Genomic DNA, 10,995 nt, shown 5'->3' on the forward strand with positions numbered 1-10,995 from the left:
TCTGGGGCATTACCATGTCGATACGTTACCTGCGCCCTCAAGGGTAAATTCCCGGGTGGTCGATGTCTCATCGTCATTGGCACGGAGGGGCGGAGATCGCTGAGCACTCGATCAAGGCCGCACTTGGTGTCGCCCGTGAGGGAGCAAGCGAGGTCGATCTCGCGCGCGCCTTCCATGCCCAGACCGTCCAGGAGGATGCCTTTCCGGTGCTCGGCTGCATTGGCTTCGGCGAAAGAAGCGCACTGATGAACGTCCAGCCTTCCGATCGCAAGCTGAGACAAGGCGATGTCATCCGCTTCGATGTCGGTGGGCGCTACCGTCACTATCGCGCCGACATTGCCCGCATTGCTACTTTCGGCGAGCCGTCAGAGGAGGTGCGCCGCTATCATCGCGCCCTGCTAGCCGGGGTCGAACGGGCCTGCGAATTGATCAGGCCGGGCGTGCGCGTCGCCGACGTCTTCGAGGCGGCCGTTGAAACGGTCCGCCGGGAGGGTATCGGCCACTACAGGCGCAACCATGTCGGTCATGGCATCGGGATCGACGGTTATGACGCGCCTTCGCTGACGGCAACGAGCGACGAGAGCATCGAAGCCGGCATGGTGCTGTGTATCGAGACGCCCTATTACGAGCTCGGCCGCTGGGGGCTGCAGGTCGAGGACATGGTGGTGGTGCGGGCCGACGGTGTCGAGCGGCTGATGGACACCAGCGGCGACCTCATGGTGGTGGTGCCATGACCACGTTCCTCGGCTACGCCTGCATCCGCTGCGGCGCCCGTTATCCAGCGGGATTTGATCTCGACTCGCGCGGCTGCCCGGCCTGCTATGACGAAGCGCCCGCCAATCTGTACGTTGTCGGCCATGGCGGAGGTGCCACCACAAGCGACGCATCGGATTCAATGCGGGCGATGCCTTCGCTGTGGCGTTATGCCGATCGCCTTCCATGCCCCGCATCCGATGCCGTCTCCCTCGGAGAAGGCCTGACACCGCTTGTGCCGGCACCCGCCATCGGCGCTCGGCTCGGTCTCACTCATCTCTACATCAAGGATGAGGGTCGCAACCCGACCTGGTCGCATAAGGATCGCTTTTCGTCTGTCGCCGTCTCAGTTGCGCGCATGCAGGGGGCACAAGTCGTGGCGACTGCATCATCGGGCAATGCCGGCGCCTCGCTCGCCGCCTATGCGGCACGGGCCGGCCTCACCTGTATCGTCGCCACCTTTGCCGGCGCCACCGGACCGATGCTCGCCCAGATCCGCAAGACTGGCGCCATCGCGGTGCCCTTTGTGAACAAGACCGATCGCTGGGACTTCATCGCCAAGGGCGTGGAACGTCACGGCTGGTTCGCCGCCTCTCCCTTCCGTGCTCCCGTTGTCGGCAGTCATCCGACCGGCATCGAGGGTTACAAGACACTCGCTTACGAGATTGTCGAACAGATGGGAGGTGCCGTTCCCGACTGGTGCGTTCTGCCGGTCTGCTATGGCGATGCACTGGCCGGTCTGTGGCTAGGTTTTAGGGAACTCTATAAGCGGCGCGCGATCACCCGCCTGCCGCGGCTGGTTGCCGCGGAAGTGCACGGTTCGCTGACTGCCGCTCTGGCCGGTGATGGTGATTGCGTACCCGACGTGAAGGCCGGGTTCGATCCTCTTGCTGTTTCGATCGGCGCCACGCGCAGCACGTTTCAAGCATTGAACGCGCTCAGGCAGTCGGATGGTCTGGCCGTACCGATCGGCAATGGCGGCCTGATCGCCTGGCAGGAGCGCCTGGCCGTCAAGGAAGGAATATTCGCTGAACTGGCCTCGGTGACCCCGTTCGCCGCCATCGAATTCCTCCGGAAGAAAAATGTCATCGCGCCAAGTAACCGCGTCGTCGCCATTGTGACCGCCAGCGGCCTGAAAGACATCGACCGCTCGCTGCCGGACAAGGAAGCCCACCGCTCCTTCGCGTCGGTTGCGGAAGCTTGGGGACATTTGTCCCGAAACGATCTGCGCGGCGTGGAAGCGGACCACGAAGTGAGCCTTGAACCGGCCAACTAGGAAAAACAGAATAAGGAGAGGAAATATGGATCGACGCAACTTTTTGATCAGCTCGACACTGGCCGCAGTTCCCCTGCCATTGCGGGCGCTCGCCGCCGCACGACCCTATCCAGCCGGTGACGCCACTATTGTCGTTGGCTTTGCGGCTGGTGGTGCCGGTGACCTCGCGGCCCGCACCGCCGCCAAATATGCCAAATCCGCCCGCGACGTTCCGGTCACACTCGATTTCCGGCCAGGGGCGGGCGGCACAATCGCCACCGACAAAGTGGCCCGTGCCAAGCCCGACGGATCGGTCTTGTCGCTCTTTTCTGCAAGCCCGCTGATGGTTGCCCCACACATCCAGAAAGTGCCTTATGATCCGGCGAAAGACTTCACCTACATCGCCGCTTTTGCCGGCATCTCGATTCCCTTCTTCGTGCAAGCCGACAGCCCGTTTGCGAGCTGGGACGCCCTCCTCGCTCATGCCAAGGCCAATCCGCATCGACTCAGATGGGCGACGGCCGCCCCGAGAGGACTGGCGCATATCGCAACAGAGGCGGCCTTTCGTCAGGAAGGGGTCGAGACGGTATTTGTGCCCTTCGGCGGCGGTGCGGAGGCCGTCACCGCGTTGCTCGGTGGCCATATCGACGCAGTGGTCGCCTCCGGCTACGGCCCGCATCTGGAAGCCGGTTCCGTTCGCCTCCTGATCGAGACGGGTCCGGATCCGATCCCCGAACAGCCCGAGCTGCCCACTTTCAAGACACGCGGCTATCCGCTCGCCATTCCCGCCGCCTATGGCCTGTTCGGGCCGGCGGGTCTGCCTGCCGAAATCGTATCGTGGTGGGAGGAACTCCTCGATGAGATGACGAGAAGCGACGCATACCAGGGCTTCCTTAAGACCCTGCACGGCCACCGGGTCTATGCCGACAACGCCAGCTTCACGCAAACCGTGGTCGACGGCTATCGCGAGATCGGCCGCCAAATCGATGCCCTTGAGCTGCGTCCATGAACCCGGCGCGATTGAGCGCGACCGGCCTCGCGGCGGTCGGGTTTATCGCCGCGGCATCCGCATGGCGGCTTGGACTGTGGGCGGTAGACCGGCCGGGACCGGGCCTGTTCCCCTTCGTCGCCGGAGCACTGCTGCTCACCACCTCCATCGGCGCCGCCATTCAGGGCCGGATCGCACAGGCTGAGGAGGAGCCGGTCGATCGCAGACGACTCCTGCGCTACGCAGCCGCGATTGCCGGATTCGGGCTCGCATTGAAGCCTCTTGGCGCGGTCGTTGCCACGTTTGGTCTCCTCCTCGGGGTCTTGCGCGGGATCGAAAACCGCTCCTGGGCACACGCGCTTACCGTGGCCGTAGGGCTGGCGGTATTGTCCTGGAGCTTATTTCGCCATTTTCTCGGCGTGCCACTGCCGGCGGGCCTTTTGGGGATCGGATGAATGGATGCCATCGTCAATCTGATGGGTGGGCTGGGCGTCGCCCTTCAACCCACCAATCTTGCCGTCGCCTTCCTGGGCGCTGTCCTCGGTACCGCAATCGGCATCTTGCCGGGCCTCGGTCCGACTGCAACCATCAGCCTGCTGCTGCCGGTCTCGATCATGCTGGAGCCGACCGCTGCGGTCATATTGCTTGCCGGCATCTACTACGGGTCACTATATGGCGGCTCGACGGCCTCAATCCTGCTCCGCGTGCCAGGCGAAGCGGCCAGTGTGGTCAGCTGCTTCGACGGCTATCCGATGGCGCAGGCCGGCCGCGCCGGTGTGGCGCTGGGCATCACTGCCTTTGCGAGCTTCATCGCAGGCATCGCAGCCACCTTCGCGATTGCGCTGGTGGGCCCGGCCTTCGCCTCGACGGCGCTGGCCTTTGGTCCGGTCGAGAAGACCGCCCTCGTGGTGTTCGGCCTGACGCTTGCCGCCAATATCGGCGAGGGGCCACGCACGCATGCCTGGGCCATGGTGGCGCTGGGCCTACTGCTTTCCTCCGTCGGAGTCGACCTGGTCTCTGGCGAGGAGCGCTACACACTATCGGTTCCGTATATGCGCGACGGCTTCCACGTCGCCGTCCTCGCCATGGGCATGTTCGGGGTTAGCGAGGTCCTCATTCTCGCTGAACGCCAAAGGGATTTCACTGCGGCGCTCTCGACACGCTACCGCCTGCGCGACCTGCTGCCTAACGCCAGGGACTGGAAGGATTCCGCCATGCCGATGACGCGGGGCACGGTGCTGGGCTTCTTTCTCGGCCTTCTTCCCGGCGGTGGTGCTCTGATCGCAAGCTTCGCCAGCTATGTCATGGAAAAGCGCCTATCGCGGTCGCCGGAGCGGTTCGGCAAGGGGGCGATCGAGGGGCTGGCCGGACCCGAAAGCGCTAACAACGCGGCCGCCCAGGCAAGCTTCATCCCGCTCCTGTGCCTTGGCATTCCCGCCAATGCGGTCATCGGCGTCATCATGGGCGGACTCCTCATGCAGGGCATCGTGCCCGGCCCGCGGCTGATAGTCGACCATCCCGATATCTTCTGGGGCGTAATTGCCAGCATGCTGATCGGCAACGCCATGTTGATCGTTCTCAATGTGCCCCTTATCCGCGTCTTCGTCGTGTTGCTGCGCATCCCGTCCGCGATGATGGCTCCCTCGATCCTGATCTTCTGCGTGATCGGCGCCTTTTCCATCAACAACAGCCTGTTCGATGTCGGCGTCGTCACGATTTGCGGGTTCCTTTCCTATGGCCTCCGAAAAAGCGGTTTCGATCTGGCGCCGCTTCTCCTCGCCCTTCCTGCTTGGCTCGCTGCTCGAAGAAAACCTCCGTCAGGGTCTGATCCTCGGCTTCGGCAGCCCGGTGCTTTTCGTCACGAGCCCGATCAGCCTCGCCTTCCTCGTTATTGCGGCGCTTACGCTGGTCCTGCCGCTTATGCGCCAACTGCGCTGGCGGAGATCCGGCAATGTAGCGTAACAAGGCAATACCACGGACGGCGGCTGTTTCGGGAGCATCGGCGGACAATGCGCGACAGCCGCTCGCCAGTGCTCCCAGAAAGAAGCGTGGCCGAGATAACCGCAACGCGAGGCCAACGATTTACGCGCCACGCTCGACCTTGAGCATTGTGCGCAGCGTGCTGCGGCCCCAGACAAGGCGCGTCCATTCGCCCTCCCCCCGTGCCTCGATCCGGGCAAGCGTTTCAGGTTTGTCGGGAACAGCAACCGGCCAGCCCTCGAGCGCTGCAAGCCAGCCATCATCATAGACCGTATTCTGATAGCGGTGGCCTTCATCGGGCAGGATGACAACGGTCACCGCATCGGGATGCTTGCGCGCGTACGATGCCCCCACCAGCGCTGCCGCCCCGCTGGTTGGCCCCATGAAGACGGCATGGCCACGATGAAGTCGGTGCGCCGACGCAAAGGCGGGCAAGGCACCGACCCAGTGAACCTCGTCGACCATCTCATGGCGCAGGTTTGATGGCAGGATTGAGTTGCCGAGGCCCCGCAAAAGCCGCGGACCGGACGCGTGACCAAACAACACGCTGCGATGGGTGTCGACGGCGATGATGGCCAGATCAGGGAAAAGTTCGCGTAGAAATTCGCCCGTGCCGCAAAGCGAACCGCCAGAACCAACACAGCCGACAAGGCAGTCTACGCGGCCGATCTCGCGGGCAATCCATTCGGCAAGCTTCCCATAGGCCAGCCGATTGTCCGGATTGTCGTATTGCCGCGGCCAAAATGTTTCCGGACGGTGTTCCAGGATTGCATGGAGCCGCTCGAGCCGCTCGCGCTGGGCGCCGGAACCCTCCGGATCGTCGATAACCTGGACGATAGAGCCGAGGTGCTCCAGGCGACGCCTTAGCCTTCGATCGATCAGGCTGGCGGCACTGACCAGGGTGAGATCGAAACCGCGCACCGCCGCCAGCATGGCGAGCGCGAGGCCGAATGTACCCGAGGTCGTCTCGGCGACCGATCCGCCGGACACAAGTCGGCCGTCTGCCTGGGCGCGATCGAGCATGAAACGGGCGGGCAGAAGCTTCATCAGCGGGAAACACGCGGCGAAGAGATTGTGCGCCAGACGCGCGACGCGAGGCTTTTCGTAGGCGGAAAGAAAATCGTCCGTGCCACTCATTGCAGGGAGGTTCCATCGACGTTGACGGCGAAAGTCCTGATCCCGCGAAATCCGGCCTGACCCAATGTCCCGGCAAGGACTGCGGCGCGTGCCACGACGCCGCGTTCATCGCCATCGAAGATCACGCCCATCAGCGTGCCGCTGTGAGCGACCTGGATGCCGCATGCGCCATGCTCCTGCGCCAGCTTCACTACCGTCTCGAAGCACGGCTTGGCCAAATGACGCTGGCTGATGCGAGCACTCGCGGTGGCGACGCGGCCGATCAGGCCGGGATCCTGCTGCCGGATCGCGTGAGCTGCCAGGCCACGCAGCACCCGGAACTGCTCGATTTCCTGGCCGTTATAACGCGCCCGCAACAGGCTGAGCGTGTCGATCGGACGGGCAACATCGGTCCGGAAGCCGACCACCAGGAGCGGCGGTACTTCACCCCCGAAATGTTCGAGGATACGCCCCTCCCGATGGGCGAACAGCACTGCTTGGTCGCCATAGGCGATGGCATCGCTCGCCTCTTCGGCTTCGACCGCCAACCCGCAAACGGTCGAGCGGCGGAGCGTCGCACCGGCCGCTGCAGCCGCCGCACGGATCGCGGCAATAACGTCGGCCGTCGACGAGCCATAGCCGTGGCCAACCGGAATATCGCTTTCGATGGTGAGATCGCCGCCGACATCGGGAAAACCCAGATGTTCGAGCGTCAGCGCCGCCGCACGCGCGGCTTTCCTGCGACCCGCCGGCCGCACGCGGATGTTGCCCTGCCCAGCCGGCCAGAAGGTGACCGTCGATAGCTGCGCGACCAGTGGCAGGGTGATGAGCCCGCGATGGAGCCCTCCATCCGCGCCTTCGAAGACGCCCTGCAGGAGTTCACCATGATGCGCCATCGCTCGACCGACGCCGACCTGAAGTCGACGCCCTGACCGCTTGTCACCGTCGTTGGCTCCACCACCGGAACGGGAACTCTCTGGTGCTGGTTTGTCCGAGACCATCGCATGATTCTCCGGATAGAGAGCCAATCATGTGTATGGTTTCAGGGTCCTGTCACTCGCCAGATCTCGGGATGCTGGCGGATTTCATCAGACGAACGCCCAGGGTCCGCCATTCTCGGGGATAAACTCTATGTTGGCGTCCTCGAATGCGGCGCGAATCGCGGCGATCGTTGAACACTTCCGCAGCGTATCAGCGGCCCAGGCTGCCTACGACCTTGATCTCCACGAGAATGTGTCGCGCAAATAACTTCGAGAGTTCGCTTCTGATCCGCAGCAGGCCTTTCTCGGCCATGGGCAGAGGAAGCAAGAGTGGCTTGAGATCGACCCGTTGCGCAAGGAGATCGCCAAGCTCAAAAGGCGGAGCGCGAGATCCGAAAAAATCCGTCCCCGGCCGGCGGCCCGCCTTTGCCGCCTCCGACATCCCGTGCTTGCGGCACAGATCGACGCACTTCGCACCACCCTCATACTCGCGCAGAATCGCAATGATCTGCTCTTCCGTGAATCGCTTTCTCTTCATCTGTCCGTCCTTCAATCGAGGGCCGGACTCTAATCTCAGATGGAGGAGGTCTTCAGTGGCAGGTCAGGAACTATCGCGACCTCGAAATCCCCGATTTCACCCTTCTCAGCGGGATCGAACTCTCAATCGAGGCGACAATCGACAACTTGGTCAGTTTTCCGGTCAGGAAGGATTCGAATTCAGCGATGTCGCGCACGGCGATCCGGAGAAGATAGTCGCGATTGCCGGTCATCAGCCAGCAATCCACGACCTCGGGATGGGCGCGGACCGCGTCCTCGAACACCTTGAGCGTATCGTCGACCTGGCGGTCGAGTTTGACCGATACGAAAACCGAAAAGGCGAAGCCGGCCTTAACCTCATCAACCAGTGCATGGTACCCGGCAATCACGCCCGCATCTTCCAGCATACGGATGCGTCTGGCGCAGGGCGATGGGCTCAGACCCACACGCTGGCTGAGTTCCTGGACGGAAATGCGGCCATCCGCCTGTAATTCGCGCACGATTGCCCGGTCGAGGTTATCCATTCTGGCGGATTCCACTGCAATATTACCTGTCCTTCTCAGGATCAGCCAAAATTTAGCAGAATTCGGCTTTAGTTCGCAAGGAACCGCCGCGTGGCGCGCGATATTCTGCCAATGAAGCCCCATTCAATTACCGGATATGGAAATGGTCGTCTCGCATCAACTCAAGGAACTGGAACGCCGCGTATTATGGCTTGCGTCCTGGATGATCCACCACGCAAACCATGTGCGCGAAAGCGACGAGATCAAGGTTGGCGGCCATCAGGCTTCGTCGGCCTCCATGGCGTCGATCCTCACGGCCCTGTACTTCCGGGTGCTAAGGCCGGAGGACCGGGTGGCGGTCAAACCGCACGCTTCGCCGATATTCCATGCGATCCAATATCTGGCCGGCAACCAGACGCTGGAGAACCTCAAAAATTTCCGCGGTTTCAAGGGGGCGCAGAGCTATCCTTCGCGCACCAAGGATGTTGACGATGTCGACTTCTCCACCGGCTCGGTCGGACTTGGCGTCGCGCAAACCCTCTTTTCATCCTTGGTCCAGGATTATGTGACGGCGCATGGCTGGATGAGGGACCGTCCCGAGGGCCGCATGGTCGCGCTGATCGGGGATGCCGAGTTGGACGAGGGCAATATCTACGAGGCTCTGATCGAGGGCTGGAAGCAGGGGCTGAGAAATTGCTGGTGGATCGTCGACTACAATCGCCAGTCGCTCGATGCCGTTGTTCGCGAAGGGTTATGGGAGAAGTTCGAGCAGATCTTTTCCGATTTCGGCTGGGATGTCGTCATCGTCAAGTATGGGCGCATGCAACAGGCGGCCTTCTCTGAACCGGGCGGCGAGCGGCTGAAGACATGGATCGATGGGTGTCCCAACCAGCTCTATTCGGCTTTGACATTCCAGGGCGGCGCGGCATGGCGCAAACGGTTGATGGACGAGCTCGGCGATCAGGGAGATGTCGCCAGGCTCATCGAAAGCCGCAACGACCAGGAACTTGCGGCACTGATGGGCAATCTCGGGGGTCACGATCTCGATACGCTGCTCGAGGCATTCGAGGCTGCCAAGGGTCACGTCCGACCTACCCTGTTCATCTGCTATACCATCAAGGGGAACGGCCTGCCGCTCGCCGGGCACAAGGACAATCATGCCGGGCTGATGACGCCGACGCAGATGGACGCATTCCGAACGGCCATGAACGTGCGCGAAGGCCATGAATGGGACCTCTGGGAAGGCGCGAATCTGCCAGGCGAGGAACTCCAGCGCACGCTCGAAGCTTCGCCCTTCTTCAAGTTGGGCCCCCGCCGGCTTTCGGCACCCGTCGTTCCCATACCCGATCGCCTGCAACACGCCGAAGCGAGTGGAAAGCCTGTTTCCACCCAGATGGGCTTCGGGCAGATCCTCAACGAAATTGCACGGGAAGATAGCGAACTGGCGAGCCGGATCGTCACCACGGCGCCCGATGTGGCGGTGTCGACCAATCTGGGCCCGTGGGTTAACCGAAGGGGGCTGTTCGCCAGGGAAGAACTGGCCGACACCTTCAAGGCGGAGCGCATCCCATCGACCTTTCACTGGGAGTACTCGCCCGGTGGCCAGCACATCGAGCTGGGCATCGCCGAAGCCAATCTTTTTCTCGTCCTCTCGGCCCTGGGGCTGTCGCACTCGATCAACGGCGAACGACTGCTTCCGATCGGCACGGTCTACGACCCGTTCATCTACCGCGGCGCCGACCAGCTCAATTACGCCTGCTATCAGGACGCCCGTTTCATGCTGATCGCGACACCCTCCGGGATCACGCTCGCGCCCGAAGGCGGCGCCCACCAGTCGATAGGCACGCCTCTGATTGGCATGGCGCAGGACGGGCTTTCCGCCTTCGAGCCTGCATTCGTCGACGAGCTGGCAGTCATCATGCGCTTCGGTTTAGACTACATGCAGCGCGACGGGGAAGCCGACCCCGATGAGCGCAACTGGTTGCGCGATGACACCGGCGGATCGATCTACCTCCGCTTGTCGACCCGACCGCAGGAACAGCCCGCCCGGGAAATGAGTGCCGACCTGGAACGCCAGATAATCGACGGCGCCTACTGGATGCGCGAACCGGGACCGAATGCGCAGATTGTCGTCGCTTACACAGGCGCGGTCGCACCCGAGGCGATCGAGGCGGTCGGCCTGATGGGCGAGTATCGCCGCGACATCGGCCTGCTCGCCATCACCTCCGCCGACCGGCTCAACGCCGGCTGGAGCGCCGCCCAGCGCGCTCGCGAACGCGGCCTCGTGCACGCACGCAGCCATGTCGAAAGACTGCTGGAAGGCCTGCCGCCGCACTGCGCGCTGGTCACCGTTTCGGACGCCCATCCGGCGACGCTGGCCTGGCTTGGATCGGTTCACGGCCATCCCACCCGGCCGCTCGGTGTCGAACGTTTCGGTCAGACAGGCACCATCGCCGACCTCTACGCCCATTACGGGATCGACGCAGAAGCGATCCTGCGCGCGGCGGAATCTCTTTCCCCCGGAAAGCCGATCCGGCGGCTGCGCGCGGTGTAACGACACCCGTCGGTCTGGAGCACCTCATGAAGACAATTGTAGTCACCGGCGCGAACTCGGGCATCGGAAGGACGGCGACGGAGCGCTTTCTGGATGACGGCTGGCGCGTCGGCATGATCGCGCGGCGCAAGGACAGGCTTGATTCCATCGCCGAGACGCCTGAATTTGCGATTCCGCGGGCTTGTGACGTGACCACTGGCCGGGTTTTGCACCGGCGCGGCAGACCAAAACGGCGCCGTTCGTGGCCTCACATGGGGAGGCTCAGGTCAAGGGGATCGCGTCAGGTCGACATAGGCGAGTCTCCGATACACTCTTGATGATCCAAAGTC

The 10,995-nt window shown here is 62.9% G+C and carries 9 protein-coding genes and 2 pseudogenes; 7 read left to right on the forward strand and 4 right to left on the reverse strand.

What is annotated here, in order from left to right:
• Window positions 1-62 precede the first annotated feature (62 nt).
• From VQ044_RS22005 to VQ044_RS22025, 5 genes and pseudogenes are all read left to right on the forward strand, one after another.
• Entirely contained in the window at window positions 63-734 is a 672-nt protein-coding gene (locus VQ044_RS22005; RefSeq protein WP_327649626.1) for a M24 family metallopeptidase, read from the forward strand.
• A 170-nt stretch (window positions 735-904) separates the two neighbouring features.
• Window positions 905-2,029 carry a pyridoxal-phosphate dependent enzyme gene (locus VQ044_RS22010; protein ID WP_327649635.1) on the forward strand — a complete coding sequence of 375 codons (1,125 nt, stop codon included), beginning with the start codon at window positions 905-907 and terminating at the stop codon, window positions 2,027-2,029.
• Window positions 2,030-2,054: 25 nt separating this feature from the next.
• A complete protein-coding gene (locus VQ044_RS22015; protein WP_327649627.1) occupies window positions 2,055-3,017 on the forward strand; it encodes a tripartite tricarboxylate transporter substrate binding protein in 963 nt (320 codons plus the stop codon).
• Window positions 3,014-3,451, forward strand: coding sequence for a tripartite tricarboxylate transporter TctB family protein (locus VQ044_RS22020; RefSeq protein ID WP_327649628.1), 438 nt, complete (start codon window positions 3,014-3,016; stop codon window positions 3,449-3,451). The genes VQ044_RS22015 and VQ044_RS22020 overlap by 4 nt, the downstream gene beginning before the upstream one ends.
• Window positions 3,452-4,958 (forward strand): annotated as a pseudogene (locus tag VQ044_RS22025) (tripartite tricarboxylate transporter permease).
• Between the two features lie 120 nt (window positions 4,959-5,078).
• Here VQ044_RS22025 and VQ044_RS22030 read toward each other — a convergent pair.
• The 4 genes and pseudogenes from VQ044_RS22030 to VQ044_RS22050 form a co-directional block, all read right to left on the reverse strand.
• Entirely contained in the window at window positions 5,079-6,113 is a 1,035-nt protein-coding gene (locus VQ044_RS22030; protein ID WP_327649629.1) for a PLP-dependent cysteine synthase family protein, read from the reverse strand.
• Window positions 6,110-6,988: a GHMP family kinase ATP-binding protein gene (locus VQ044_RS22035; RefSeq protein ID WP_327649631.1), complete on the reverse strand. Its 879-nt coding sequence runs from the start codon at window positions 6,986-6,988 to the stop codon at window positions 6,110-6,112. The genes VQ044_RS22030 and VQ044_RS22035 overlap by 4 nt, the downstream gene beginning before the upstream one ends.
• A gap of 514 nt (window positions 6,989-7,502) precedes the next feature.
• A pseudogene (locus tag VQ044_RS22045) lies at window positions 7,503-7,610 on the reverse strand (transposase); the annotation flags it as partial.
• Between the two features lie 70 nt (window positions 7,611-7,680).
• Window positions 7,681-8,133: an Lrp/AsnC family transcriptional regulator gene (locus tag VQ044_RS22050; RefSeq protein WP_327649636.1), complete on the reverse strand. Its 453-nt coding sequence runs from the start codon at window positions 8,131-8,133 to the stop codon at window positions 7,681-7,683.
• 142 nt (window positions 8,134-8,275) lie between these two features.
• Between VQ044_RS22050 and VQ044_RS22055 the strand changes: the two genes are divergently transcribed.
• Window positions 8,276-10,666: a transketolase gene (locus VQ044_RS22055; RefSeq protein ID WP_442872990.1), complete on the forward strand. Its 2,391-nt coding sequence runs from the start codon at window positions 8,276-8,278 to the stop codon at window positions 10,664-10,666.
• A gap of 26 nt (window positions 10,667-10,692) precedes the next feature.
• A complete protein-coding gene (locus tag VQ044_RS25885; RefSeq protein ID WP_442872991.1) occupies window positions 10,693-10,983 on the forward strand; it encodes an SDR family NAD(P)-dependent oxidoreductase in 291 nt (96 codons plus the stop codon).
• The last annotated feature ends 12 nt before the right edge of the window (window positions 10,984-10,995 follow it).

Source organism: Aurantimonas sp. C2-5-R2 (genome assembly GCF_036549495.1).
In the GTDB taxonomy this organism is placed as follows: Bacteria; Pseudomonadota; Alphaproteobacteria; order Rhizobiales; family Rhizobiaceae; genus Aurantimonas; species Aurantimonas coralicida_A.

What these genes read in the sequence shown, in the direction of transcription:
- VQ044_RS22005 (WP_327649626.1), top strand. Translation starts at nt 63, where the DNA reads ATGTCTCATCGTCATTGGCACGGAGGGGCGGAGATCGCTGAGCACTCG.
- VQ044_RS22010 (WP_327649635.1), top strand. Translation starts at nt 905, where the DNA reads ATGCCTTCGCTGTGGCGTTATGCCGATCGCCTTCCATGCCCCGCATCC.
- VQ044_RS22015 (WP_327649627.1), top strand. Translation starts at nt 2,055, where the DNA reads ATGGATCGACGCAACTTTTTGATCAGCTCGACACTGGCCGCAGTTCCC.
- VQ044_RS22020 (WP_327649628.1), top strand. Translation starts at nt 3,014, where the DNA reads ATGAACCCGGCGCGATTGAGCGCGACCGGCCTCGCGGCGGTCGGGTTT.
- VQ044_RS22030 (WP_327649629.1), bottom strand. Translation starts at nt 6,113, where the DNA reads ATGAGTGGCACGGACGATTTTCTTTCCGCCTACGAAAAGCCTCGCGTC.
- VQ044_RS22035 (WP_327649631.1), bottom strand. Translation starts at nt 6,988, where the DNA reads ATGGCGCATCATGGTGAACTCCTGCAGGGCGTCTTCGAAGGCGCGGAT.
- VQ044_RS22050 (WP_327649636.1), bottom strand. Translation starts at nt 8,133, where the DNA reads ATGGATAACCTCGACCGGGCAATCGTGCGCGAATTACAGGCGGATGGC.
- VQ044_RS22055 (WP_442872990.1), top strand. Translation starts at nt 8,276, where the DNA reads ATGGTCGTCTCGCATCAACTCAAGGAACTGGAACGCCGCGTATTATGG.
- VQ044_RS25885 (WP_442872991.1), top strand. Translation starts at nt 10,693, where the DNA reads ATGAAGACAATTGTAGTCACCGGCGCGAACTCGGGCATCGGAAGGACG.